We start from the raw sequence: 24,457 nt of genomic DNA, 5'->3' as shown, positions 1-24,457 counted from the left end.
GAACACGCCGCCGCTCATCCCTTAAGGAGTACTTATGAGCGCGCTATTTCTGGCTATTCCGTTAACCATCTTTGTGCTGTTTGTTTTACCGATTTGGTTATGGCTGCATTACAGCAACCGCTCCAGTCGTGGAGAGCTTTCGCAAAGCGAACAACAGCGATTAGCGCAACTGGCTGATGAAGCAAAACGGATGCGCGAGCGTATTCAGGCGCTGGAATCAATTCTTGATGCTGAACATCCGAACTGGAGGGATCGCTAATGGCGGGTATTAATCTCAATAAAAAATTATGGCGTATTCCACAACAGGGCATGGTTCGCGGGGTCTGTGCCGGGATTGCTAACTATTTTGATGTACCGGTAAAACTGGTACGTATTCTGGTGGTGCTATCGATTTTCTTCGGTCTGGCGCTGTTTACCCTGGTTGCTTACATCATTTTGTCATTTGCGCTTGATCCAATGCCGGACAACATGGCCTTTGGTGAGCAGCTACCTTCCAGCAGCGAATTGCTGGATGAAGTCGACCGTGAACTGGCGGCCAGTGAAACGCGTTTACGCGAGATGGAACGTTATGTCACTTCCGATACTTTCACGTTACGTAGCCGTTTCCGTCAACTGTGAGGAAAGTTATGAATACTCGCTGGCAACAGGCCGGGCAAAAGATGAAGCCTGGTTTCAAATTAGCAGGCAAGCTGGTACTTCTTACCGCACTGCGCTATGGCCCGGCGGGTGTGGCTGGTTGGGCGATAAAATCAGTTGCTCGCCGACCGCTGAAAATGTTGCTGGCTGTGGCGCTGGAACCGCTGTTAAGTCGGGCTGCCAATAAACTGGCGCAGCGTTATAAAAGGTGAGGGGAGTTCCGCAAAAATTGTTAGATCTCAGGCGTATAATGGATGGCAATTTTCATCCATAGAAGGATACTTATATGTTTAAAAAAGGCTTACTTGCTCTGACTCTGGTGTTTTCACTGCCTGTTTTCGCCGCTGAACACTGGATAGATGTTCGTGTTCCAGAGCAGTATCAGCAAGAGCACGTTCAGGGGGCCATCAATATTCCCCTGAAGGAAGTGAAAGAGCGCATAGCCACCGCCGTTCCGGATAAAAACGACACCGTGAAAGTGTATTGCAACGCCGGACGCCAGTCCGGGCAGGCAAAAGAGATCCTCAACGAGATGGGATATACCCACGTTGAGAACGTCGGTGGCCTGAAAGACATCGAAATGCCGAAGGTCAAAGGTTAACAAATTATTGCCTGAGCGGTGTAAATAACGCCGCTTATTCATTTGATAAATCAAAATTAACCCACATTATTATCTCCAGTATCTAATCCTTTCTACGGCTTTCTGGCACAGGACAGCAATGAAGCGACTTAAAAATGAACTTAATGCGCTGGTGAATCGGGGTGTCGACAGGCACCTGCGCCTCGCTGTAACCGGACTTAGCCGCAGCGGCAAAACAGCGTTTATCACCGCGATGGTTAATCAGTTGCTCAATATTCATGCCGGAGCACGTTTGCCGCTATTAAGTGCGGTGCGTGAAGAGCGCCTGCTGGGCGTAAAACGCATTCCCCAGCGTGACTTTGGCATTCCGCGCTTCACCTATGATGAAGGGCTGGCGCAGTTATATGGCGATCCTCCCGCCTGGCCGACGCCAACGCGCGGCGTCAGTGAAATCCGCCTGGCGCTACGTTTTAAATCGAATGATTCACTGCTGCGTCACTTCAAAGACACCTCCACGCTGTATCTTGAGATTGTGGATTATCCCGGCGAATGGCTGCTCGACCTGCCGATGCTGGCGCAGGATTACTTAAGTTGGTCGCGCCAGATGACGGGCTTACTTAATGGTCAGCGCGGCGAATGGTCGGCGAAATGGCGAATGATGTGCGAAGGTCTGGATCCGTTAGCGCCTGCCGACGAAAACCGACTGGCAGACATTGCCGCCGCGTGGACCGATTATCTCCACCACTGTAAACAGCAGGGGCTGCACTTTATTCAGCCAGGGCGCTTTGTTTTGCCTGGCGATATGGCAGGAGCGCCCGCGCTGCAATTCTTCCCGTGGCCGGATGTCGATGCCTGGGGCGAGTCCAAACTGGCGCAGGCCGATAAACACACCAACGCCGGAATGCTGCGCGAGCGGTTTAATTATTACTGCGAGAAAGTGGTGAAGGGGTTCTATAAGAATCATTTTCTGCGCTTTGACCGCCAGATTGTGCTGGTGGATTGCCTGCAACCTCTCAACAGTGGGCCACAGGCATTTAATGATATGCGTCTGGCGCTGACGCAGCTGATGCAAAGTTTCCACTACGGGCAGCGTACCCTGTTCCGGCGTTTGTTTTCGCCGGTTATCGATAAGCTATTGTTTGCTGCCACTAAAGCGGACCATGTGACCATCGATCAGCACGCCAATATGGTTTCATTACTGCAACAACTGATTCAGGATGCCTGGCAAAATGCGGCGTTCGAAGGGATCAGCATGGACTGCCTGGGGCTGGCGTCAGTTCAGGCGACCACCAGCGGCATTATTGATGTTAACGGTGAGAAAATCCCGGCGCTGCGCGGTAATCGACTCAGCGATGGCGCACCGCTCACTGTTTATCCTGGCGAAGTTCCCGCACGTTTGCCCGGTCAGGCGTTCTGGGATAAGCAAGGCTTCCAGTTTGAAGCGTTTCGTCCGCAGGTAATGGATGTCGACAAACCGCTACCGCATATTCGTCTTGATGCTGCGCTGGAATTTTTAATAGGAGATAAATTGCGATGACCGAACCGTTAAAACCACGTATTGATTTCGACGGTCCGCTGGAGGTCGATCAGAGTCCAAAATTCAGGGCGCAGCAGACCTTTGACGAAAATCAGGCGCAAAATTTTGCCCCGGCCACGCTCGACGAAGCGCAGGAAAAAGAGGGGCAAGTCGAAGCGGTAATGGATGCCGCGTTACGTCCGAAACGCAGTCTGTGGCGCAAAATGGTGATGGGCGGGCTGGCTCTGTTTGGCGCAAGCGTTGTCGGTCAGGGCGTGCAGTGGACAATGAACGCCTGGCAAACTCAGGACTGGGTGGCGCTGGGCGGTTGTGCCGCTGGGGCATTGATTATCGGCGCTGGCGTGGGTTCTGTGGTAACAGAATGGCGGCGCTTATGGCGCTTGCGCCAGCGTGCGCACGAACGCGACGAAGCACGCGATTTGTTGCACAGCCACGGCACGGGTAAAGGCCGCGCATTTTGCGAAAAACTGGCGCAGCAGGCGGGAATCGATCAGTCACATCCGGCGCTGCAACGCTGGTATGCCTCAATCCATGAAACGCAGAACGATCGTGAAGTGGTTAGTTTGTATGCCCATCTCGTTCAGCCAGTACTGGATGCACAGGCGCGTCGGGAAATCAGCCGTTCGGCGGCGGAATCGACGTTGATGATTGCGGTCAGCCCGCTGGCGCTGGTGGACATGGCGTTTATCGCCTGGCGCAATCTGCGTTTGATTAATCGCATTGCCACGCTGTATGGCATTGAACTGGGGTATTACAGCCGTCTGCGCCTGTTTAAACTGGTCTTGCTGAATATCGCTTTCGCGGGTGCCAGCGAACTGGTGCGTGAAGTGGGGATGGACTGGATGTCGCAGGATCTCGCCGCGCGCTTGTCTACTCGCGCCGCTCAGGGAATAGGTGCCGGGTTACTGACCGCACGACTGGGGATCAAAGCGATGGAACTTTGCCGCCCGCTGCCGTGGATTGACAATGACAAACCACGTTTGGGTGATTTCCGTCGTCAGCTCATCGGTCAGGTAAAAGAGACGTTACAAAAGAGCAAAACGTCCGGCGAAAAATAGTGCACTTTCGGGCACTGATCGGATACCTTTACGCCGAAGTGCCCGTTTATCCATCGTTGTGTCAATGTTTGTTGACAGAAACCTTCCTGCTACTCGAATAGTGTCATATCATCATATTTATTGTTTCTTTTTCATGTGAAGGTTCCCATGCGTCTGGAAGTCTTTTGTGAAGACCGACTCGGTCTGACCCGCGAATTGCTCGACCTACTGGTGTTAAGAGGCATCGATTTACGCGGTATTGAGATTGACCCAATCGGGCGGATTTACCTGAATTTTGCCGAACTGGATTTTGACAGTTTCAGCAGTTTGATGGCGGAAATACGCCGTATTGCGGGCGTTACCGATGTGCGCACTGTGCCGTGGATGCCTTCCGAGCGAGAACATCAGGCGTTGAGCGCATTGCTTGAAGCATTGCCTGAACCCGTGCTTTCTGTCGATATGAAAAGCAAGGTGGACATGGCAAATCCGGCGAGCTGTCAGCTATTCGGGCAAAAACTGGAGCGCTTACGTAATCATACCGCTGCGCAATTGATTAACGGATTTAATTTTTTACGTTGGCTTGAGAGCGACCCGCAGGATTCACATAACGAACATGTAGTGATTAATGGACAAAATTTCTTGATGGAGATAACGCCAGTCTATCTTCAGGATGAAAACGACCAGCATGTCCTGACCGGTGCGGTAGTGATGCTGCGCTCAACCATCCGTATGGGCCGTCAGTTGCAAAATGTGGCCGCCCAGGATGTCAGCGCCTTCAGTCAGATTGTCGCCATCAGTCCTAAAATGAAGCATGCGGTAGAGCAGGCGCAAAAGTTAGCAATGTTAAGCGCACCGCTGCTGATCACGGGTGATACCGGCACAGGTAAAGATCTCTTTGCTTACGCTTGTCATCAGGCAAGCCCGCGTGCGAGTAAACCTTATCTGGCGCTGAACTGTGCTTCTATTCCAGAAGATGCTGTTGAGAGCGAACTCTTCGGGCATGCGCCGGAGGGGAAAAAAGGATTCTTTGAACAGGCGAACGGCGGCTCGGTTTTGCTGGATGAGATTGGCGAGATGTCGCCACGAATGCAGGCAAAATTATTGCGTTTTCTCAACGATGGCACTTTCCGTCGAGTAGGGGAAGACCACGAAGTGCATGTGGATGTGCGGGTAATTTGCGCGACGCAGAAGAATCTGGTCGAGCTGGTGCAAAAAGGCGTGTTCCGCGAAGATCTCTATTATCGTCTGAACGTGCTGACGTTAAATCTGCCGCCGCTACGTGACTGTCCGCAGGACATCATGCCGTTAACCGAACTGTTCGTCGCACGCTTTGCCGACGAGCAGGGAGTGCCGCGTCCGAAATTAGCTGCAGATCTAAATACCGTGCTTACGCGTTATGCATGGCCGGGTAACGTGCGGCAGTTGAAAAACGCCATTTACCGCGCACTGACGCAACTGGAAGGTTATGAACTGCGTCCGCAGGATATTTTGCTGCCGGATTATGACGCTGCAACTGTAGCCGTTGGTGAAGATGCAATGGAAGGTTCGCTGGACGAAATCACCAGCCGTTTTGAACGTTCGGTATTAACCCAGCTTTATCGCAATTACCCCAGTACGCGCAAACTGGCAAAACGTTTGGGCGTTTCACACACCGCGATTGCCAACAAATTGCGGGAATATGGATTGAGCCAGAAGAAGAACGAAGAATAAGTGGGATAAATGCCTGATGGCGCAATACCATCAGGCATAATAATTTACGCTTTCAGTACCGAGAGAGCTGCTTCGTAATCCGGCTCGGTGGTGATTTCATTTACCAGCTGGCTGAAAATCACATTATCATTTTCATCAATTACGACAACCGCACGTGCCGCCAGACCTTTCAGTGGACCTTCAGCGATCTCAACGCCGTAAGCTTGCAGGAATTCAGCGTTACGGAAAGTGGAGAGAGTGATAACGTTGTTCAGACCTTCCGCGCCGCAGAAACGAGACTGGGCAAACGGCAGATCGGCGGAGATGCACAGCACAACCGTGTTGTCGATTTCGGTTGCCAGTTGGTTAAACTTACGTACTGATGCGGCGCAAACACCGGTATCAATGCTCGGGAAAATGTTCAGCACTTTGCGTTTACCTGCAAACTGACCGAGGGTGACGTCAGACAGATCTTTTGCCACGAGAGTAAAAGTCTGCGCTTTGCTACCCGCTTGCGGGATGGAATTGGCGACTGTAACCGGGTTGCCCTGGAAATGAACGATTTGTGACATGATTATCTTTCCTGTTTACATATAGTTAACGTCACGCCTAGTTTATGCTAACTGTCAATAACACAGCAATCGCTATTTGCGCTTAATCCGCAGACCACCGCGGCAACAAGGAGTAAAGATGAGAACCGTTAAGGTATTTGAGGAAGCCTGGCCGTTACATACCCCGTTTGTTATTGCGCGGGGAAGCCGCAGTGAAGCGCGCGTGGTGGTGGTTGAACTGGAAGAAGATGGCGTCAAAGGTACGGGCGAATGTACACCTTATCCGCGCTATGGCGAAAGTGATGCCTCAGTTATGGCGCAAATAATGAGCGTGGTCCCACAACTGGAAAAAGGGCTGACGCGCGCAGAGTTGCAAAAAGTTCTGCCTGCCGGTGCAGCGCGTAATGCGCTGGATTGTGCGCTGTGGGATCTGGCCGCAAGACAACAGCAGCAGACGCTGGCTGTACTTAACGGTATCTCTCTTCCTGAAACGATCACCACTGCGCAGACGGTAGTGATCGGTACGCCGGATCAGATGGCAGGCAGTGCCGCAGCACTATGGCAGGCTGGGGCTAAGCTGCTAAAAGTGAAGCTGGATAATCATCTTATCAGCGAGCGGATGGTGGCGATTCGCGCGGCAGTGCCGGATGCGACGTTAATTGTTGATGCTAATGAATCCTGGCGTGCGGAAGGACTGGCGGCTCGATGCCAGTTGCTGGCCGATTTAGGCGTCGCAATGCTGGAGCAACCTCTCCCGGCTCAGGACGATGCGGCGCTGGAGAATTTTATCCATCCATTGCCTATTTGCGCGGACGAAAGTTGTCATACCCGCAGCAACCTGAAGGCGCTGAAAGGGCGCTATGAGATGGTTAATATCAAGCTTGATAAAACCGGCGGCCTGACGGAAGCGTTGGCGCTGGCAACAGAAGCGCGTGCACAAGGTTTCAGCCTGATGTTGGGCTGCATGTTATGCACCTCACGCGCCATTAGCGCAGCATTACCGCTGGCGCCGCAGGTCAGCTTCGCCGATCTCGACGGGCCGACCTGGCTGGCGGTGGATGTGGAACCGGCTCTTCAGTTTACGACCGGCGAATTGCATCTTTAGGATGCCAGCGCAGTAAATTCGCCATCGCAAAAAGATATTTTTCGCTGGCCTCATCGGCGGAGATGGGGGGAAACTCAGCAGTGATACAGTGTAAGTTCAGGTCTGCACACCAACTGCCAAAGGAACCGGGGGTGTCGTAGCCGACGCTGGTTACCAGCGGCAATTCAAACGCCTGGGCCAGCCATTCACCTAATTCACTGTGTCTGGGATCTTCAATACATGCCAGAGGATCGTGGAACGAGACGACCCAGGCGGGTTGAATGCGATGAATGAGCTGGCATAACGCCTGGGTTTCAGGTTCGGAGCCTGGTTTATCTCCGGTCAGCAAGACAACGTCGCGCTCTTCGGCGGCGCTGTTCCAGCGATATACCGTTTCTCCTTCCTTCCAATTGGCGGCGGGAAAGTTTCGGTTTAAATCCACACCATTGGCATTGGCACGTAGACCCAACTGGCAACCGTCGGGATTCACACACAGCACAACATGATGGCGGCGCAGAGACGGTGTTAATGTGCGTAATGCGCAGGAGAGGGCGACGACGGAAGAATTCTCATCGCCGTGGGTACCAGCAAGAATCAAACCACTTTCGCTACTGGCGGCATGGGCGGGAAACCAGAGCAGCGGCGCACCCAATAATGAACGTCCGTAATGTTCAGTTCCTGGGGGGAAAGCGCCCCGTTCGGCGCGTGGGCGAGTCACGGTCATAATCGTCTCTGATAATAGAAGTATTACAGGCAGTGTTGTGCAAATTTTGTGGATTATCAAATCCTTTTCGACAACGATATGTTATCGATCTTTTATCACTTTTTTGCCGGAAGTTATTTGCATTTCTTCAAGGAGAAACAAATAATTACGCATCAATTTTAATGTCGGTTTGAGGGTAACTTATGAAGCACTCTGTTTCAGTAACTTGTTGTGCGCTGTTAGTCAGCAGCATTTCTCTTTCGTATGCTGCTGATGTTCCGAGCGGCACAGTACTGGCAGACAAGCAGGAGCTGGTGCGTCATATTAAGGATGAGCCTGCATCATTGGATCCCGCGAAAGCGGTTGGTTTGCCGGAGATTCAGGTGATTCGCGATTTGTTTGAAGGACTCGTGAATCAGAATGAAAAAGGGGAGATTGTCCCCGGCGTCGCCACCCGGTGGAAAAGCAATGACAACCGTATCTGGACCTTTACCCTGCGCGATGATGCTAAATGGGCAGATGGCACACCGGTTACAGCGCAGGATTTTGTCTATAGCTGGCAACGTCTGGTAGACCCGAAAACGTTGTCCCCATTTGCCTGGTTTGCCGCACTGGCGGGGGTAAACAATGCTCAGGCGATTATTGATGGTAAAGCTACGCCTGACCAACTTGGCGTCACTGCCGTTGATGCCCATACCCTGAAAATCCAGCTTGATAAGCCATTGCCGTGGTTTGTTAATTTGACGGCCAACTTTGCCTTCTTCCCGGTGCAAAAAGCCAACGTTGAAAGCGGTAAAGATTGGACAAAACCAGGGAAACTTATCGGCAACGGCGCATATGTGCTTAAAGAACGCGTGGTGAATGAAAAGCTGGTGGTTGTACCGAATACCCATTATTGGGATAACGCAAAAACGGTACTGCAAAAAGTGACTTTCCTGCCGATTAACCAGGAGTCCGCTGCCACGAAACGTTATCTTGCAGGTGATATTGATATCACTGAGTCCTTCCCGAAAAATATGTATCAAAAGCTGTTGAAGGATATTCCAGGGCAGGTTTATACACCGCCGCAGCTGGGGACTTATTATTATGCCTTCAATACGCAAAAAGGTCCGACGGCAGATCAACGCGTTCGTTTGGCATTAAGTATGACGATTGACCGCCGCCTGATGACGGAAAAAGTATTAGGCACCGGTGAAAAACCAGCATGGCATTTTACGCCAGATGTTACTGCCGGATTTACGCCGGAGCCTTCGCCGTTTGAACAAATGAGTCAGGAAGAACTGAATGCGCAGGCAAAAACTTTGTTGAGCGCAGCCGGTTATGGTCCGCAAAAACCGCTGAAGCTGACGCTTTTGTATAACACTTCAGAAAACCATCAGAAAATTGCGATTGCCGTAGCATCGATGTGGAAAAAGAATCTTGGTGTGGACGTCAAATTGCAAAATCAGGAATGGAAAACCTATATCGATAGCCGTAACACCGGTAATTTTGACGTTATCCGCGCATCATGGGTTGGGGACTATAATGAACCGTCTACCTTCCTGACACTGTTAACGTCAACGCACTCGGGAAATATTTCACGTTTTAATAATCCGGCATACGATAAAGTGCTGGCCCAGGCATCGACTGAAAATACCGTTAAAGCGCGCAATGCTGATTACAACGCGGCAGAGAAAATTCTCATAGAACAAGCGCCTATTGCACCGATTTACCAGTATACCAATGGGCGATTAATCAAACCGTGGTTGAAAGGTTATCCCATTAATAACCCGGAAGATGTGGCCTATAGCCGCACAATGTATATTGTGAAGCATTAATATGATGTCATCTGGCGCGTTTATGCGCGCCAGATTTAACAACCCCGATAAAATACCTTCTTTTTTTAAAATCCCCCTATAAAAATCACACCCAAGACAATTATTTGAATTTTTCTGCCAATGTCCAGCATAAATAATAATCAAATATTTTATTTAAAAGGTGTATTACATACTCCCAATATATGCTGTGCTTTACTTTTCTTTACAACGCAAGACGTATTGCGTTCCTTGTGAAAGTTTTCATTCGCAAACAGACACACAGCTAAAATGGGGTGGTAAAATGAAAAAATCCTTAGCTATTCCTTTAGTTATCTCGTTATTACTCCTTCATTATCCTTCTTTAAGTCTGGCCGCAGAATCACTGCCCGATGCCACGTCGTTGGGGCTGGAAAACTTAACGAATGATCTCTCACGACAAGAATTGTTTGTAAAAATACTGGAATCGGATCCATCTCGTGATAAAGAGTTTGATTCCTTTGCGGTAAAAAAATATTTTAAATTTCCGGCTGATGTCGCTTACGATTCGGTATTGAATCAACCACGACCCAGTTCTTTATTTGGTGTGGATATCAGCCATCATAACGGTAAAAACTTCCCGATCGAACTGTTGGCAAAAAATAAGTCTGTGTTCTTGTATATGAAGTCCAGTCAAGGAACGCGTTATGTTGATCCTGAATTCGCCGGTTTTTGGCAGCGGGCTGGGGATACTGAGCGAGGGATAAAACTTCACCGTGGGGCCTACCACTTTCTTTCCAGTGGCACACCGGCAGACGACGCGGAATTGTGGGGACGCAAGCAGGCAATGACGTTTGTTAAAGTTATTAAAGCCAATGGCGGGTTAAGGGCGACAGATATGCCACCGGCGGTGGATGTTGAGTGGGATGTAGATTCATCAACAGGTAAGGACCGCTGGCAGAAGCGTAAACCCACTGAAATAATCACGATGATCAAGGCATTCACCGCGCAGGTAGAAGCCGATTTAGGGCGTAAACCGGTTATCTACACTGCGCGGGCGTGGTGGAAAGATGCCGTCGGCGGAGAAAAAAGTTTTGCCCAGGTTGCAGAACATAATCTGTGGCTGGCTGATTATTCTAATCAGGCACAGGCCAGCGAAACGCCGCGTTCAATTAACCAGACAAAATGGGCAATCTGGCAGTTTACCGATGCTGCGCAGCTTAATTTGGGATCAAGTCAGAAATTCGATGCCAGTATATACAAGGGCCCGACCGCTGAGTTTTATTCCACTCTGGGTGTGCAGGAGTTTTAAATCATGAACAGGCGATGGCCAAATTTATGTAAAACGCTCCTGGGGCTGTTAATTGCAGGAATATCACTGGGAATGACTGATGTCCGCGCAGATGACATTTGCAAAAATGGCGCAATGGTCCCTGATGAATATTGTCATTTTTTTGTCCACTATGGGCCAGAAAACCCAGGGAAACTGGATATCCGGATCAGTGATGCGTTAAAAATACCCGATCAGGATGCAGCGAAAACTCGCTCCATCGGGTTGATTATTGCAATTTCAAAATATCCACTATTACACGCAGATATTCCGGCAGCCGCGGTGGATGGCCAAAGAATGGCTGATTTTCTGATCAACGGACAGAAGTTTGATGAGGTTATTCTACTAAGAGATCAGGAAGCTTCATTAGATAATATTAATTATTTTTTAAAGGAATATTTACCTGCCAGAGGGATGATGTTTGATAAGAAAGCTCGCTTGTTAATTGCTTATTCAGGTCATGGTCGTTTTGGCACTCAAAATGGTAATTCTGATAAAGCCCCTGCATTTGTATTGAGCAACGCTACGGATATTGATGGTTCAAAAGGGATGTATGAAATGCCAGCTCTGAACACACAACTTAATATTCTGGCAAAGCGTTATTTCCATGTTCTGACTTTAGTCAATGCTTGCTTTGGTTCTGGCTTGTATGGCATGACTATCGGCGCGGGTAATTCTAACTCGTACAGTAATCCTGGTGCCTATGCAATAGCTGCCGGTGATGATAAAACAGAGGTTTACTCACTGGAGGCAAAGCGCGGTAGTGTCTTTTTCGATACAATTATCAAAGGAGTAACGAATGGCGTTGCCGACGAACGTTTTGGTAAGTCGTATATGGTAAAGGTAGATGGAAAAAAGGAATACTACGCAGGAATAACCAGAACGTTGAGTTTATTTATCTATGTTAATGATCAATATTCAGATATTAATGAAAAACTGGATGAACAAGGTAAGGGATTACATTTAAGCGATGCCTGGATAGGTGCAACAGAAATGCCCGCGGGTCCTGGGGGATTCTTCTTCATCAATGAACCTGCGGCAAATCGTCTGGATAATAAGACTCAGCTGGCTGCGGGTAAAGCAGGGGAGTTTACGAATATTGATGTGGCCTCATTCTCGATTGATAAGTCAGCCCCTGTCCCCGCAGATAATCAGGAAAAAGATAATAAATCGATTGAGATTCCTTATGGCCCCGTAAGTGCAATTCCCAACCGTCCTGACATTCGTATTTTTAAAACGCCGGAAATTTACCCGATTCACGGGCATGATATTTCTTCTAACGATGGTGAAATAGACTGGAAATTATTCCAGGAAAAATCGTCTGCGCGTTTTGTTTATGCGAGAGTGGTTGGCTGGAGAGGCCCCGATTCATCATTTAAGTCTCACTGGAAACAATTAGCTGATTCCAAATTTGACCGTGGAGGTTATTTCAAATTTGATTTTTGTCGCACACCTGAGGCGCAATTGGAAACAGCAAAAAGTCTCCTGCCCGCAGAGCCGAAAATGTTACCGCCCGGTATTTTATTGGTAAATCCTGAAGGTGAAGATACAACTCAACTAAACTGCTTTAAAAAATCGGGAATGGCTAATGCACGGAATGATATTTTACGTTTTGCCGATTTAATCTACCAAAATTATCATAAAATACCCATATTTTATGGAAATCATAATAATCTGTCACATTTTATGGATAGCCGATTCGAGCAGTATATGGTGTGGATGGGGTATTGGGGACAAGCTGGTGTGAAGCTTGAAGGACGCAATCCCTGGACGCTTTGGCAATATTCAGGGAATGAAACGGTGCCGGGGATCGGTCACAGCACGGAGTCTGAAGTTTTCTTTGGTACTGAGGAACAATATGTTCAGTTTAAAGCTGGCGAGAATAATGTCGCGCTGGCTGCTGTTAATTGAATAATAAATAAGACTGGATGGCGAATAAACATATCGCCATCCAGTTTCTGCAGGTTATTACTTCACCTGTTCTGGTAGTGTGTTATTCTCCATATACAATGTCTGGCTGGGGAAGGCAAAATCTGCGCCATGCGACTGTACAATATCGATAATTTTCAAATATACGTCCTGCTGGGCGGCAAGCCATTCGGCCCAAACCGTGGTTTTGGTAAAACAATAAACCATAATATTTAGCGACGAATCGGCAAACTGGTTGAAATAAACCAATAGGGTTTGCTGCTGGTCGATGGCGGGATGATTTTTAAGCATTTCGCGTACCGCTTCGACAATAACGCCCACTTTAGCCGCATCTTCATAACGTAAACCAATGGTCGTAGTAATACGACGGTTGGTCATTCGTCCTGGGTTTTCTACGCTGATCGACGAAAACAGTGAGTTCGGCACGTACAGCGGACGATGATCAAATGTGGTGATTTTAGTCATTCGCCAGCCAATTTCTGCCACCGTTCCTTCGATATTTCTGTCAGGAGAACGGATCCAGTCGCCAATACTAAAGGGGCGATCAAAATAGAGCATAATGCCGGAAAAGAAGTTACTCAGAATGTCTTTACCGGCCATACCCACTGCAAGGCCACCAATACCGCCAAAAGTCAGCAAGCCTGAAAGGCTCATGCCGAAATGTTCGCCATAGAGCAGAACAATGACGATGATAATGCTGATTTTAATGATCCGCGACATAATCCGTGCACTGGTAATATCGCGGCCTTTTTTAATCTGCTTCCGTTCAAACTGATTGATTAGAAGGAATAACTTAACCGTCAGGATAAGGGCTATCAGCGACGTACAGATAAAATCAACGGCGTCCGGTGTGATAAATTTGAGTTTGTAGTTTTCGATGACATAATTAATGATGCTACCAACAGCACTGATAATTATGGTGTAGATTAAAAATTGCACTGCGTGGAATAAGAATCCTTTTCTTTTATGATTTCCACGGCGAAACCAAAAGCTCATAAGAATCAATGCTGCGCAACTACCGAAAATAATGACCAGATTAAGCGCATTATTTGTAAACAGTTCAGCGATCATTGTTTTATCAGGCTCCTCCAGATTGTTGACGTCATGCCGGAAACCCCTGGCGGGGTTATTTTATCGCGATAATTCATGCATATCATCAATAGACAGGGAAGGAAGTAGCAATATTAGCTAATTTATCAACGAGTTGATGATATGTTACGCGACAATCTATTGCTTTCAGGGCAGACAACACCAAAATGTCATGGTATTGTTACACACAAGTAACAAAGGGTTTATCTGCAAAAGGATTACATTATGATCATGGCGAAACTGAAGTCAGCGAAGGGGAGAAAGTTTCTCATAGGTTTGTTGGCGGTTTTCATTATTGCGGCGTCGGTAGTGACTCGCGCGACTATCGGTGGTGTTATTGAACAATACAATATCCCGCTGTCCGAATGGACGACATCAATGTATGTGATTCAGTCATCGATGATTTTTGTCTATAGTCTGGTCTTTACCGTGTTACTCGCAATCCCGCTGGGTATTTATTTCCTCGGCGGAGATGAGAAGTAAGTAAAAGAAAAGGCCCGTAACTTCGGGCCTTGAAAGCAAGTGACGAACGATTAATCGTCGTCTTCGTCATCCAGTTCGACAGGTGTCTGGTATTGGTCTGGTTTAATCACCAGCAGGTCGCAGCGAAGATGATCAATCACTTGTTCCGCCGTATTGCCAAGGAATGCCGCAGAAATACCAGTGCGTCCTACGGTTCCCAGAACCACAATGCCTGCTTGTAAATGCTCCGCTAAATCGGGAATCACTTCCTCCGGCAGACCTTTTTCGACATGCGTCATTTTCTCGTCAATACTGAATTTCTGCCGCAGGGCTTTCATCGCCAGTAAATGTTGCCCGCGAATAGCATCGTTATAAACGCTTGGATCAAATTCCGGCAGTTCAATCGCGATATTGATGGGGGTTACTGGATAAGCACCAACCAGATGTACCTCGGTATGGTTGACCTGATCCGCCAGTTCGATCGTCTCTTTCACCAGTTTTTCATTGAGGGCATTATGATACGGCTCTTCGCTGGCGAGATTCACCGCCACCAGTGCCTTACCCCCTTCCGGCCACGGTTGGTCTTTCACCATCCACACCGGGCTCGGGCATTTGCGTAACAGGTGCCAGTCTGTTGGAGTAAAAATCACCGCTTCCAGGCGGTCATGTTGGTGCGCCATTTTTAGCACCAGATCGTGTCCACCGCTAAGTACTTCCTGAATGATGGCTTCGAAAGGACGGTTATGCCAGACCACTTTAATTTCAATGGGAACGCCAGCGTTAAGATAATATTTCGCCTGCTCGTGGATCCACGCAGTACGCTGACTAATGACGCCCTGACGCATGGCGGTCCGCTCGTCCGGGGGAGAGTAGGGTAGTCATCTCATATGAGAAGTCATAAATAGGCAAAAAGGCTTTAATTTTGCCACCAATCCGTTGATGCAAATAAACAGCTCGCCGTAATGCGGGTTGATCGTCCTGATTAGGATCGATAACAACAAGCATGTTCTGATACATAGCCATACAGAGTCTCCTTACAACAACTGTCAATGCAGTTTGTATTAAAAGAGTAACCTGGATCTGGTGAATGAAACAGTGATGAACCTTCTGCCAGATCAATAAATGAGAAAAATTTAATGATATGACAGAAGGATAGTGAGTTATGCGGAAAAATCAGGCGACGTTGCGTGTATGACCGGCTAGTTGGGCCAGCGCATCGTTATTTTCGATGGTGATATATTTACCTTTGACTGCCAGCATGCCGCTTTTCTGGAAGCGCCCTAGCAGACGGCTGATGGTTTCAACTGTCAGGCCCAGATAGTTACCGATATCGCCACGAGTCATCGTCAGGCGGAATTCACGAGGGGAGAAGCCGCGTTGGGCAAAACGACGGGACAGATTATAGATAAATGCAGCCAGACGTTCTTCGGCATTTTTCTTCGACAACAGCAGGATCATGTCCTGATCGCCTTTAATTTCGCCGCTCATCAGACGCATCATTTGTTGGCGCAAATTTGGCATTTTACCGGACAGATCGTCCAGCGTTTCGAACGGAATTTCACACACCATCGAGGTTTCCAGCGCCTGGGCGAAGCTTGGATGATGACCGCTGCCTATGGCATCGAAACCCACCAGATCGCCTGCTAAATGAAAGCCAGTGATTTGCTCGTCGCCTTGCTCTGTAATGGTATAACTTTTAATCGTACCGGAGCGGATGGCATAAAGCGATTTAAGTTCATCACCAGCCTTAAACAGCGTCTGGCCTTTCTGAATAGGCTTCTTTCGCTCAATGATATTATCAAGCTGATCAAGCTCATGCTCGTTGAGTGTGAACGGGATGCAAAGCTGACTGATGCTGCAATCCTGGCAATGGATAGCACAACCGCCAGACTGAATGCGCCGTATAATTCGCTTTTCCGGGATCATAGGTCTGCTCAAGCCGTAATTGATATTTGTCAATTTTAACATCTTTTTAGGGAGCAAGTAAGTCTAAGCAAACCTTAACAGCGGAGAATTCCGATAATAGATGTAAATTTATGTCTATCTAATTGAAAAACCTTAGATTATTAAGGGTAACTTTACGTAAAACTGTGAACACGCAGGCACAAATTGCTTAATGTTTACAGTAAAAGATAACCTTCATGGCGCAATAGCCACTCTTTTCGCTGCACTCCGCCTGCATATCCTGTCATCGTGCCGTTTCGGCCAATGACCCGGTGACAAGGCACCACAATACTGATCGGGTTTGCACCGTTGGCTGCGCCGACGGCACGCGCGGCCCCTGGGCGGCCTAGTTGTTCTGCCAGTTGACCGTAATGCATTACCTGTCCACACGGGATAGTGCGTAGCGTTTTCCATACTTCCCGTTGAAATGGCGTACCGCCGGTGGCAGTGGGTAGGGAATCAATAATGCTTAGATTACCGGCAAAATAATCACGAAGTTTATCGCTTAACCCGCCGGGATTGGTGGCGGAAATACGCTCATAACCTTCTTTGCGATAATGGATGTCCAGCAATTGCACCATGCGATCGCTATACTCTTCCCACTCAACCGCCCGCAGACGAAATTGTTCATCGCAAATAACCCACAGAGGACCCAGTGGCGTGGCAATTTTTTCTTCAAGTAATCTCAGCATCCGTTCTCTCTTAAGATAAATATGGGTAAACACCCCCGGACAAATCAGCAGACCGACAAGATACCACGCAAGCAACATGAGCAGCCATACCACAAGAAGATAAGAGGGTACGGTACGACTAATGAATAGTAGGTACCTGGATTAGTTTCTGGTTTGAACGATAGCGCTGAAGTGGATTTCCGGGCTAAATGCGTCTGCCGCTTCGTTACTTCTCCCGACACCAGCGAGAATGTGGTTTTCTGCAATGCAGACAAATGAATAAATAGAGTCTGTCGACATCCGCCAGACTCTACAGTACACACAGCAGTGCATCCGCGTCTTGAATCCGGCCTGCTTCCTGTCAGCCGGTGACAGTGTTATAACGGTTTTGCCCATCAGTTGCCAATTTTCTTCAGTGACAGATTTCACGAAAATATAAGTTAAAAACGTTCATCTCGTGATTGAATAATCATGCATCGTTAATCGACTGGTGAATTTAGCGGGTGATTAACCTGTGCGGCGTTTAAACATATTGCAGAATGATTTGCTTAAGTATATTTCAGGCGACGTGCAACAAATTACCGTCATCATATATTGGTTGCTTGATGGACAAATCGCCTTAATTAGGGCCTGTGCAGGCTCACTCCCGGCCTAAACTGTTCGATACTGCGACCAGGCTGGTATAAAATGCCCCGCCTGCGGAGACACTAGCCTGTATGGGGCAAGATGTTGCTTCAACTTGCGAAGTGAACGATGCAGCAAGCATCAGATATATGAACAATTAACTCGTCTGGATCACGACGTGCGAAGGTACATAGGAGGTTACATGAACCTTGACGACAAATCGCTGTTTCTTGACGCCATGGAAGATGTCCAACCACTGAAACGCGCTACTGATGTCCACTGGCATCCTGTGCGTAACCAACGCGCGCCACAGCGTATAGACACGCTGCAACTTGATAATTTCCTCACCACAGGATTTCTCGACATCATCCCGCTAAATCAGCCCCTGGAATTTCGTCGGGAAGGTTTGCAACATGGGGTGATCGATAAGCTACGCAGCGGCAAATATCCGCAACAGGCTAGCCTGAATTTACTTCGCCAGTCGGTGGAAGAGTGCCGCAAAATGGTGTTTAGTTTTATTCACCAGGCGCGGGCGGATGGTTTGCGTAATGTACTTATTATTCACGGCAAAGGCAGAGAAGATAAGTCTCACGCCAACATTGTCCGTAGTTATGTCGCACGTTGGCTGACAGAGTTTGATGATGTACAGGCTTATTGCACCGCGCTACCGCATCATGGCGGCAGCGGGGCGTGTTACGTTGCACTGCGTAAAACAGCGCAGGCGAAACAAGAAAACTGGGAGCGTCACGCTAAACGCAGTCGATAATTCATTGACGCTTCCGCGCTATTGAAAATATCAAGCCGCCAGTACGCGGTTGCGTCCGTCATTTTTCGCCCGATACAACGCATCATCTACGCGTTTAAACAGTTCATCGATGCCTTCATTGCCTTCGTGATGTGCCACGCCAATGCTGACCGTAAAACGCGGTAAGCCAGAAATACTCACTTTTGCCACGCTCAATCGGATAGTTTCAGCGAGAGAAATTGCGGTATCCAGCGGAGTTCTGGGTAATAACAAGACGAACTCTTCACCTCCCCATCGAAACACCATATCGCCTTTGCGAGCGCAGCTTTCGAGCGTACGTGCCAGAGTGCATAAAACTTCATCACCTTTCTGGTGACCGTACAGGTCATTAATATGCTTAAAACGATCGGTGTCGATAAGCAGCAAACTGTAATCCTGAGCGATTGCGAGATGCTGCATCTGGCCTTGCTCGGTGATGTGATAAAATTGTCGGCGGTTAAGTAACCCCGTCAACGCGTCATGGTGAGCCGCGTGTTCCAGTTGTTGTTCCAGCCTTTTTTGCTCGGTAATGTCATGCACGATGCATAACATTAACTTGTCGCCATAAATCTCAATTGGCCCGGCATAAGTTTGCACATGGCGAGTGGAACCATCTGCCAGCTTATGGACAAAGTTAAGAGGTTTATGTCCGCCGGGTAAACGCGAAATTTCATGCATGACAGGCATCACGCGACGCCCAAGAATATTAATTTCCCAGGTGTGTTTCTGACAGATTGTTTCATGGTTATAGCCATAGAAATTGAGTGCGGCCACATTGGCGTCGACAATTTGGCCATCACGCGAGGGATCTATCAACAGCATTGGCGCGGAATTAGTCAGAAAAAAACGCGCATAAAACCCTTGTTTTTTACGCTGATAATTTGCAGATCGGCTGGCTTTTAAGCCCAGACTTGCGGGTGTCTCCATCCCTTCAAATATGAGCACTTCCCCAGTATCACTAATCTCTTTGAGGGTTAACCGACAGCTTAGTGCTGTCTCTTCACCATTACGCTTGACCGTGAGAATTTCTACAATATCGAGTTGGTTATGCAGGTCTACGAGATATTTTGGTAGTTCGTTTTGGGAGGAGACGGAATAGAGGCCGGTTCGTAGCTGACTAAAAGTGAGTTCTTGCATCAACAGTTGCGCAGCGCTATTGGCATAAATTAACCGTTCCTCGAAGGGGGAAACGATCCAGACAGGACTGGTTAATAAGTCCAGGGTATTGAAGTTGTGCGTAGTCATTGAAATCCCGTTATTTTTATCAATTTTCTATTGTTATCTGATCGCAAAAATGCCACCACGAATGATCAGATAATTCTGATAATGATAGACGCTATTTAACACTTTACCCCTTTTCTAATCATGAAAAGTATTTTGCTTTCTGTATTTAGTTTTGACAGGATTTTATTAATCATTTCAGGGTAATGGGGTGAGGAGATGTTGCGTAAGATGACCAGAAGACTAGACTACAAAATAAAGCATTGATAATGGAGGCACTGTGGAAACGATTAAGGGAGCGGACATAAATGTACCGGATGCAGTATTTGCCTGGATGTTGGATGGTAAAGGCGGCGTTAAACCGCTGGAAAATACAGATGAGATAGATGAAGAGCATCCCTGCTGGCTCCACCTTAATTATGTGCACCATGACAGCGCGCAGTGGCTGGCAACGACACCATTGCTCCCAAATAACGTGCGTGACGCGCTGGCAGGGGAAAGCACGCGACCCAGAGTCAGCCGTCTTGGTGAAGGGACGTTGATTACGTTGCGCTGCATTAATGGCAGTACTGATGAACGTCCCGACCAGCTGGTCGCCATGCGTGTTTATATGGACGGTCGGTTCATTGTCTCGACCCGACAACGTAAAGTACTGGCGTTAGACGATGTAGTTAGCGATCTGGAAGAGGGGACCGGCCCGACTGATTGCGGAGGCTGGCTGGTGGATGTGTGTGATGCATTAACCGATCACTCCAATGAGTTTATAGAGCAACTGCACGATAAAATTATCGACCTGGAAGATAATTTACTTGATCAACAAATTCCGCCGCGCGGTTTCCTGGCACTACTACGGAAACAACTCATTGTTATGCGTCGCTATATGGCGCCGCAGCGAGATGTTTATGCTCGCCTTGCCAGTGAGCGCCTGCCCTGGATGAATGACGATCAACGGCGCCGAATGCAGGATATTGCTGACCGTCTTGGGCGCGGTCTGGATGAGATTGACGCGTGCATTGCGAGAACTGGCGTGATGGCGGACGAAATCGCCCAAGTGATGCAGGAAAATTTAGCCCGCCGTACTTACACAATGTCATTGATGGCAATGGTCTTTTTACCCAGTACATTTTTAACCGGGTTATTTGGCGTTAACCTCGGCGGTATTCCAGGTGGAGGATGGCAATTTGGTTTTTCGCTTTTTTGTATTCTGTTAGTTGTTCTTATTGGTGGTGTTGCTTTATGGTTGCATCGTAGTAAATGGTTGTAACAAAAGCAATTTCACCGGGTTTCTGTATACAAAAACGCCGTAAAATTTGAGCGAGGTCAATAAACTCTCTACCCATTCAGGGCAATATCTTTCACGCAGGTGAATGCAACGTCAAGCGATGGGCGTTGCGCTCCATATTGTCTTACTTCCTTTTTTGAATTACTGCATAGCACAATTGATTCGTACGACGCCGACTTAGATAAGTCGGCTTTTTTTTGTCTGTTATCTGTCAACGTCTACCCTTTAAGAGTCTACCCAATGACCAAAGGGAAATATGATGACACTCATTTATTTGCAAATTCCTGTCCCTGAACCGATTCCTGGCGATCCCGTCCCAGTCCCCGATCCAATCCCTCGTCCACAACCTATGCCCGACCCGCCGCCCGATGAAGAACCGATTAAATTGTCGCAACGTGAGCGTAGATCTGCGAGGATACGCGCCTGCTAACTTTGCGCTGATGACCACGAGAATAGATTGTGACCGCTTTTTCTACCCTGAACGTTTTCCCTCCCGCCCAGCTCACTAACCTTAATGAGTTGGGTTACTTAACCATGACACCGGTGCAGGCCGCCGCACTTCCGGCGATCCTTGCTGGAAGAGATGTTCGCGTGCAGGCGAAAACCGGCAGCGGAAAAACCGCGGCATTTGGCCTCGGGTTGTTACAGCAAATTGATGCGTCGCTGTTTCAGACTCAGGCTTTAGTGCTGTGTCCGACTCGTGAACTGGCGGATCAAGTCGCAGGGGAGTTACGTCGGCTGGCGCGTTTTCTACCAAATACCAAGATCTTGACCTTATGCGGCGGTCAGCCGTTTGGCATTCAGCGCGATTCACTGCAACACGCGCCGCATATCATCGTGGCAACGCCGGGGCGTTTGCTGGATCACCTGCAAAAAGGCACTGTTTCGTTAGATGCATTGAATACGTTGGTCATGGATGAAGCCGACCGTATGCTGGATATGGGGTTTAGCGACGCAATTGATGAAGTCATCGGTTTTGCGCCAACTTCTCGCCAGACGCTTCTCTTCTCTGCCACCTGGCCGGAAGCGATCGCCGCGATTAGCGGTCGTGTACAACGAGATCCCCTGGCGATTGAAATAGACACAACAGATGCTCTGCCGCCTGTTGAACAACAATTTTATGAGACATCCAGCAAGGGCAAAATTCCGTTGTTGCAACGGTTATTAAGTTTGCATCAGCCAGCGTCTTGTGTGGTGTTTTGTAACACCAAAAAAGATTGCCAGGCTGTGTGTGACGCGCTGAATGAAGTAGGGCAAAGTGCATTGTCGTTACATGGCGATCTGGAACAGCGCGATCGCGACCAGACGTTGGTTCGTTTTGCCAACGGTAGCGCTCGTGTGCTGGTAGCGACCGATGTCGCTGCGCGTGGTCTGGATATTAAATCGCTTGAGCTGGTGGTGAACTTTGAGCTGGCGTGGGATCCTGAAGTTCATGTGCATCGTATCGGGCGTACGGCGCGTGCCGGGAATAGCGGTCTGGCAATCAGTTTCTGTGCGCCAGAAGAAGCACAGCGCGCCAATATCATTGCCGACATGTTGCAGATGAAACTTAACTGGCAAACGTTACCAGCCAGCAGGGACATTGTGTCGCTGGAGGCAGAAATGGCAACGTTGTGTATCGATGGCGGGAAAAAAGCCAAAATGCGTCCGGGTGATGTATTAGGCGCGCTGACAGGAGATATCGGGCTTGATGGTGCGGATATTGGCAAAATCACCGTGCACCCAGCGCATGTCTATGTCGCAGTGCGACAGGCGGTTGCTCATAAGACATGGAAGCAGTTACAGGGCGGCAAGATTAAAGGAAAAACTTGCCGGGTACGGCTGTTAAAATAACGAAATGTTGAATTGCCTGATGCAAGGATAAACATCTTCTTCGGCATTGCCGGATGCGACGCGGACCGCGTCTTATCCGGCCTACATGAGTAGCCCGATAAGCTTGCGTATCGGGCACTATCCTGGTTATTTCACTTCAACCACATTCAGGCGCAGTTCATCCAGCTGATTTTCGTCTTCTTCAGGCTGCCAGCCCGCCGGTTGTAGTGGGAGCTCTTCGCGATCAAACGCCAGATCACCGCCGTTAACCACTTCTGAACCGTGGGTAATGCCTTTGAAATCGAACAGACTGGTATCGCACAAATGAGACGGCACTACATTTTGCATCGCGCTGAACATTGTCTCGATACGTCCCGGATAACGCTTATCCCAGTCACGGAGCATATCGGCAATCACCTGACGTTGCAGGTTAGGCTGTGAACCGCACAGGTTGCACGGAATAATCGGGAACGCTTTCGCATCGGCAAAACGCTGAATATCTTTTTCGCGGCAGTAGGCCAGCGGACGAATCACGATATGTTTGCCATCATCGCTCATCAGTTTCGGTGGCATCCCCTTCATCTTGCCACCGTAGAACATATTTAAGAACAGCGTTTGCAGGATATCGTCGCGGTGGTGACCCAGTGCGATTTTCGTGGCTCCCAGTTCTGTTGCGGTGCGATAAAGGATACCGCGACGCAGACGAGAGCAGAGCGAGCAGGTGGTTTTTCCTTCAGGGATTTTCTCTTTTACGATCCCGTAAGTATTCTCTTCAACAATCTTATACTCAACGCCCAGCTTATCGAGATACTCCGGCAGGACGTGTTCCGGGAAACCTGGCTGTTTCTGGTCGAGGTTAACGGCAACCAGCGAGAAATTGATTGGCGCGCTTTGCTGCAAATTACGCAGGATCTCCAGCATGGTATAGCTGTCTTTGCCCCCGGAGAGGCAAACCATAATGCGGTCGCCATCTTCAATCATATTGAAGTCAGCAATGGCTTCGCCCACGTTACGACGCAGACGTTTTTGCAATTTGTTGAGATTGTATTGTTCTTTCTTACTAATTTCTTGATTTTGCGACATTTAATAGCGACTCAATTCGTTATATGGCATCAGAAAAGTATGCGTCATGCCGGAACGCCCAGCATAAGAAATCTGATATAAAAACTGTGGCGTGTATGGTACGGATTAGAGGGGAAAATGTCAGCACATTTGCGAAATGAATCAAAAAGCCCGCAGCGATCTGCGGGCGTTAGTGTTAGCGCACGACCAGCACTGAGCACTCTGCGTGACGTACTACGGCAGCGGCGTTAGAGCCGAGCAGGTAGGTGGTGATATCCGGTCGATGAGAAGCAATGATTATCATGTGAGCAGGGATTTTTTTCGCCATTTCCAGAATACGGTCTTTTGGCGAACCTTCTTCAACATGGACATGCACTCTGTCAGTCGGCAGTTTGAATTTTTTAATGACTTCTTCCAGTTGCGATTTGGCTTCCGCTTTCAGGTCATCCATTGCCGGTAACTCTGCGGAATACGCTAATCCCAGAGAGGCATAGTAGGGTAGCGAAGGTATTACCGTCAGGAAATGAACCTCTGCATCATCAATCTTTGCCTCTGCCTCAACGTGGCTAATCACACGTTGAGTTAATTCTGAATCTGAAATATCGATAGGGACAAGAATCGTTCTGTTCATAAAACCTCCTGTTTTAGTATCCGCATA

The 24,457-nt window shown here is 48.5% G+C and carries 24 protein-coding genes and 3 pseudogenes; 16 read left to right on the top strand and 11 right to left on the bottom strand.

Annotated features, from left to right (window positions below):
• Nucleotides 1–34 precede the first annotated feature (34 nt).
• The 7 genes from pspB (at nucleotide 35) to tyrR (ending at nucleotide 5,500) form a co-directional block, all read left to right on the top strand.
• Nucleotides 35–259, top strand: a complete 225-nt coding sequence (pspB, locus tag CRI63_RS22905; RefSeq protein WP_001274965.1) for an envelope stress response membrane protein PspB — start codon at nucleotides 35–37, stop codon at nucleotides 257–259.
• The gene (gene pspC / locus CRI63_RS22900; RefSeq protein WP_000907387.1) at nucleotides 259–618 is read left to right on the top strand and encodes an envelope stress response membrane protein PspC; all 360 of its coding nucleotides are present in this window, start codon (nucleotides 259–261) and stop codon (nucleotides 616–618) included. The genes pspB and pspC overlap by 1 nt, the downstream gene beginning before the upstream one ends.
• 8 nt (nucleotides 619–626) lie before the next feature.
• Nucleotides 627–848: a phage shock protein PspD gene (pspD, locus tag CRI63_RS22895; protein WP_096839698.1), complete on the top strand. Its 222-nt coding sequence runs from the start codon at nucleotides 627–629 to the stop codon at nucleotides 846–848.
• Nucleotides 849–922: 74 nt separating this feature from the next.
• Complete coding sequence (gene pspE, locus CRI63_RS22890; RefSeq protein WP_064527288.1) at nucleotides 923–1,237, top strand: thiosulfate sulfurtransferase PspE; 315 nt, start codon at nucleotides 923–925, stop codon at nucleotides 1,235–1,237.
• A gap of 118 nt (nucleotides 1,238–1,355) precedes the next feature.
• On the top strand, nucleotides 1,356–2,753 hold the full coding sequence (locus tag CRI63_RS22885) for a YcjX family protein (RefSeq protein WP_000825763.1): 1,398 nt from the start codon (nucleotides 1,356–1,358) through the stop codon (nucleotides 2,751–2,753).
• Nucleotides 2,750–3,811 (top strand): YcjF family protein, encoded by a 1,062-nt coding sequence (locus CRI63_RS22880; protein ID WP_135520909.1) that lies wholly within the window; start codon nucleotides 2,750–2,752, stop codon nucleotides 3,809–3,811. The genes CRI63_RS22885 and CRI63_RS22880 overlap by 4 nt, the downstream gene beginning before the upstream one ends.
• Nucleotides 3,812–3,958: 147 nt before the next feature.
• Nucleotides 3,959–5,500: a transcriptional regulator TyrR gene (tyrR, locus tag CRI63_RS22875; RefSeq protein WP_130216092.1), complete on the top strand. Its 1,542-nt coding sequence runs from the start codon at nucleotides 3,959–3,961 to the stop codon at nucleotides 5,498–5,500.
• A gap of 44 nt (nucleotides 5,501–5,544) precedes the next feature.
• On the opposite strand, the gene tpx is transcribed toward tyrR, so the two are convergent.
• Entirely contained in the window at nucleotides 5,545–6,051 is a 507-nt protein-coding gene (tpx, locus tag CRI63_RS22870) for a thiol peroxidase (protein ID WP_130216094.1), read from the bottom strand.
• Nucleotides 6,052–6,169: 118 nt separating this feature from the next.
• On the opposite strand from tpx, the gene ycjG reads away from it, so the two are divergent.
• Nucleotides 6,170–7,135 (top strand): L-Ala-D/L-Glu epimerase, encoded by a 966-nt coding sequence (ycjG, locus tag CRI63_RS22865; RefSeq protein ID WP_135520907.1) that lies wholly within the window; start codon nucleotides 6,170–6,172, stop codon nucleotides 7,133–7,135.
• Here ycjG and mpaA read toward each other — a convergent pair.
• Nucleotides 7,110–7,838 (bottom strand): murein tripeptide amidase MpaA, encoded by a 729-nt coding sequence (gene mpaA, locus CRI63_RS22860; protein ID WP_064527321.1) that lies wholly within the window; start codon nucleotides 7,836–7,838, stop codon nucleotides 7,110–7,112. The two genes, ycjG and mpaA, sit on opposite strands and share 26 nt — an antisense overlap.
• A gap of 182 nt (nucleotides 7,839–8,020) precedes the next feature.
• Between mpaA and mppA the strand changes: the two genes are divergently transcribed.
• The 3 genes from mppA to CRI63_RS22845 all read left to right on the top strand — a co-directional run bounded on the left by mppA (nucleotide 8,021) and on the right by CRI63_RS22845 (nucleotide 12,830).
• A complete protein-coding gene (mppA, locus tag CRI63_RS22855; protein ID WP_130222734.1) occupies nucleotides 8,021–9,634 on the top strand; it encodes a murein tripeptide ABC transporter substrate-binding protein MppA in 1,614 nt (537 codons plus the stop codon).
• A 280-nt stretch (nucleotides 9,635–9,914) separates the two neighbouring features.
• The gene (locus CRI63_RS22850) at nucleotides 9,915–10,901 is read left to right on the top strand and encodes a GH25 family lysozyme (protein WP_130216102.1); all 987 of its coding nucleotides are present in this window, start codon (nucleotides 9,915–9,917) and stop codon (nucleotides 10,899–10,901) included.
• Between the two features lie 3 nt (nucleotides 10,902–10,904).
• Entirely contained in the window at nucleotides 10,905–12,830 is a 1,926-nt protein-coding gene (locus CRI63_RS22845; protein ID WP_135520905.1) for a GH25 family lysozyme, read from the top strand.
• Between the two features lie 57 nt (nucleotides 12,831–12,887).
• On the opposite strand, the gene ynaI is transcribed toward CRI63_RS22845, so the two are convergent.
• Nucleotides 12,888–13,919 (bottom strand): low conductance mechanosensitive channel YnaI, encoded by a 1,032-nt coding sequence (gene ynaI, locus CRI63_RS22840; protein ID WP_130222730.1) that lies wholly within the window; start codon nucleotides 13,917–13,919, stop codon nucleotides 12,888–12,890.
• A gap of 243 nt (nucleotides 13,920–14,162) precedes the next feature.
• Here ynaI and CRI63_RS22835 point away from each other — a divergent pair, with 243 nt between their 5' ends.
• Nucleotides 14,163–14,420 carry a DUF2534 family protein gene (locus CRI63_RS22835; RefSeq protein WP_130222728.1) on the top strand — a complete coding sequence of 86 codons (258 nt, stop codon included), beginning with the start codon at nucleotides 14,163–14,165 and terminating at the stop codon, nucleotides 14,418–14,420.
• Nucleotides 14,421–14,470: 50 nt separating this feature from the next.
• Here CRI63_RS22835 and uspE read toward each other — a convergent pair.
• The 5 genes and pseudogenes from uspE to CRI63_RS24865 all read right to left on the bottom strand — a co-directional run.
• Nucleotides 14,471–15,422: pseudogene (uspE, locus tag CRI63_RS22830) on the bottom strand (universal stress protein UspE).
• A gap of 150 nt (nucleotides 15,423–15,572) precedes the next feature.
• Nucleotides 15,573–16,325, bottom strand: coding sequence for a fumarate/nitrate reduction transcriptional regulator Fnr (gene fnr, locus CRI63_RS22825; RefSeq protein ID WP_000611911.1), 753 nt, complete (start codon nucleotides 16,323–16,325; stop codon nucleotides 15,573–15,575).
• Nucleotides 16,326–16,519: 194 nt separating this feature from the next.
• Complete coding sequence (ogt, locus tag CRI63_RS22820; protein WP_130208908.1) at nucleotides 16,520–17,035, bottom strand: methylated-DNA--[protein]-cysteine S-methyltransferase; 516 nt, start codon at nucleotides 17,033–17,035, stop codon at nucleotides 16,520–16,522.
• 27 nt (nucleotides 17,036–17,062) lie between these two features.
• Nucleotides 17,063–17,193 (bottom strand): annotated as a pseudogene (locus CRI63_RS24145) (AbgT family transporter); the annotation flags it as partial.
• A 271-nt stretch (nucleotides 17,194–17,464) separates the two neighbouring features.
• Nucleotides 17,465–17,569: pseudogene (locus CRI63_RS24865) on the bottom strand (AraC family transcriptional regulator); the annotation flags it as partial.
• Between the two features lie 271 nt (nucleotides 17,570–17,840).
• Between CRI63_RS24865 and smrA the strand changes: the two are divergent.
• Entirely contained in the window at nucleotides 17,841–18,404 is a 564-nt protein-coding gene (smrA, locus tag CRI63_RS22815) for a DNA endonuclease SmrA (protein ID WP_130208769.1), read from the top strand.
• Between the two features lie 30 nt (nucleotides 18,405–18,434).
• On the opposite strand, the gene CRI63_RS22810 is transcribed toward smrA, so the two are convergent.
• The gene (locus tag CRI63_RS22810) at nucleotides 18,435–19,667 is read right to left on the bottom strand and encodes a sensor domain-containing diguanylate cyclase (RefSeq protein ID WP_135520903.1); all 1,233 of its coding nucleotides are present in this window, start codon (nucleotides 19,665–19,667) and stop codon (nucleotides 18,435–18,437) included.
• 256 nt (nucleotides 19,668–19,923) lie between these two features.
• Between CRI63_RS22810 and zntB the strand changes: the two genes are divergently transcribed.
• From zntB to dbpA, 3 genes are all read left to right on the top strand, one after another.
• Nucleotides 19,924–20,907, top strand: coding sequence for a zinc transporter ZntB (gene zntB, locus CRI63_RS22805; RefSeq protein WP_130208765.1), 984 nt, complete (start codon nucleotides 19,924–19,926; stop codon nucleotides 20,905–20,907).
• Between the two features lie 274 nt (nucleotides 20,908–21,181).
• A complete protein-coding gene (gene ynaL / locus CRI63_RS24780; RefSeq protein ID WP_276319618.1) occupies nucleotides 21,182–21,355 on the top strand; it encodes a protein YnaL in 174 nt (57 codons plus the stop codon).
• Between the two features lie 29 nt (nucleotides 21,356–21,384).
• Nucleotides 21,385–22,758, top strand: coding sequence for an ATP-dependent RNA helicase DbpA (gene dbpA / locus CRI63_RS22800; protein WP_135404317.1), 1,374 nt, complete (start codon nucleotides 21,385–21,387; stop codon nucleotides 22,756–22,758).
• Between the two features lie 126 nt (nucleotides 22,759–22,884).
• Here dbpA and ttcA read toward each other — a convergent pair whose 3' ends face one another.
• Together ttcA and uspF are read right to left on the bottom strand one after the other, a co-directional pair.
• A complete protein-coding gene (gene ttcA, locus CRI63_RS22795; protein ID WP_130216114.1) occupies nucleotides 22,885–23,820 on the bottom strand; it encodes a tRNA 2-thiocytidine(32) synthetase TtcA in 936 nt (311 codons plus the stop codon).
• A gap of 175 nt (nucleotides 23,821–23,995) precedes the next feature.
• Nucleotides 23,996–24,430 carry a universal stress protein UspF gene (gene uspF, locus CRI63_RS22790; RefSeq protein ID WP_130216116.1) on the bottom strand — a complete coding sequence of 145 codons (435 nt, stop codon included), beginning with the start codon at nucleotides 24,428–24,430 and terminating at the stop codon, nucleotides 23,996–23,998.
• Nucleotides 24,431–24,457: the final 27 nt, after the last annotated feature.

This window comes from Escherichia sp. E2661 (genome assembly GCF_004745185.1).
GTDB lineage: Bacteria > Pseudomonadota > Gammaproteobacteria > Enterobacterales > Enterobacteriaceae > Escherichia.
This window is presented reverse-complemented; position numbering and strand designations above follow the sequence as displayed.

What these genes read in the sequence shown, in the direction of transcription:
- pspB (WP_001274965.1), top strand. Translation starts at nt 35, where the DNA reads ATGAGCGCGCTATTTCTGGCTATTCCGTTAACCATCTTTGTGCTGTTT.
- pspC (WP_000907387.1), top strand. Translation starts at nt 259, where the DNA reads ATGGCGGGTATTAATCTCAATAAAAAATTATGGCGTATTCCACAACAG.
- pspD (WP_096839698.1), top strand. Translation starts at nt 627, where the DNA reads ATGAATACTCGCTGGCAACAGGCCGGGCAAAAGATGAAGCCTGGTTTC.
- pspE (WP_064527288.1), top strand. Translation starts at nt 923, where the DNA reads ATGTTTAAAAAAGGCTTACTTGCTCTGACTCTGGTGTTTTCACTGCCT.
- CRI63_RS22885 (WP_000825763.1), top strand. Translation starts at nt 1,356, where the DNA reads ATGAAGCGACTTAAAAATGAACTTAATGCGCTGGTGAATCGGGGTGTC.
- CRI63_RS22880 (WP_135520909.1), top strand. Translation starts at nt 2,750, where the DNA reads ATGACCGAACCGTTAAAACCACGTATTGATTTCGACGGTCCGCTGGAG.
- tyrR (WP_130216092.1), top strand. Translation starts at nt 3,959, where the DNA reads ATGCGTCTGGAAGTCTTTTGTGAAGACCGACTCGGTCTGACCCGCGAA.
- tpx (WP_130216094.1), bottom strand. Translation starts at nt 6,051, where the DNA reads ATGTCACAAATCGTTCATTTCCAGGGCAACCCGGTTACAGTCGCCAAT.
- ycjG (WP_135520907.1), top strand. Translation starts at nt 6,170, where the DNA reads ATGAGAACCGTTAAGGTATTTGAGGAAGCCTGGCCGTTACATACCCCG.
- mpaA (WP_064527321.1), bottom strand. Translation starts at nt 7,838, where the DNA reads ATGACCGTGACTCGCCCACGCGCCGAACGGGGCGCTTTCCCCCCAGGA.
- mppA (WP_130222734.1), top strand. Translation starts at nt 8,021, where the DNA reads ATGAAGCACTCTGTTTCAGTAACTTGTTGTGCGCTGTTAGTCAGCAGC.
- CRI63_RS22850 (WP_130216102.1), top strand. Translation starts at nt 9,915, where the DNA reads ATGAAAAAATCCTTAGCTATTCCTTTAGTTATCTCGTTATTACTCCTT.
- CRI63_RS22845 (WP_135520905.1), top strand. Translation starts at nt 10,905, where the DNA reads ATGAACAGGCGATGGCCAAATTTATGTAAAACGCTCCTGGGGCTGTTA.
- ynaI (WP_130222730.1), bottom strand. Translation starts at nt 13,919, where the DNA reads ATGATCGCTGAACTGTTTACAAATAATGCGCTTAATCTGGTCATTATT.
- CRI63_RS22835 (WP_130222728.1), top strand. Translation starts at nt 14,163, where the DNA reads ATGATCATGGCGAAACTGAAGTCAGCGAAGGGGAGAAAGTTTCTCATA.
- fnr (WP_000611911.1), bottom strand. Translation starts at nt 16,325, where the DNA reads ATGATCCCGGAAAAGCGAATTATACGGCGCATTCAGTCTGGCGGTTGT.
- ogt (WP_130208908.1), bottom strand. Translation starts at nt 17,035, where the DNA reads ATGCTGAGATTACTTGAAGAAAAAATTGCCACGCCACTGGGTCCTCTG.
- smrA (WP_130208769.1), top strand. Translation starts at nt 17,841, where the DNA reads ATGAACCTTGACGACAAATCGCTGTTTCTTGACGCCATGGAAGATGTC.
- CRI63_RS22810 (WP_135520903.1), bottom strand. Translation starts at nt 19,667, where the DNA reads ATGACTACGCACAACTTCAATACCCTGGACTTATTAACCAGTCCTGTC.
- ynaL (WP_276319618.1), top strand. Translation starts at nt 21,182, where the DNA reads ATGATGACACTCATTTATTTGCAAATTCCTGTCCCTGAACCGATTCCT.
- ttcA (WP_130216114.1), bottom strand. Translation starts at nt 23,820, where the DNA reads ATGTCGCAAAATCAAGAAATTAGTAAGAAAGAACAATACAATCTCAAC.
- uspF (WP_130216116.1), bottom strand. Translation starts at nt 24,430, where the DNA reads ATGAACAGAACGATTCTTGTCCCTATCGATATTTCAGATTCAGAATTA.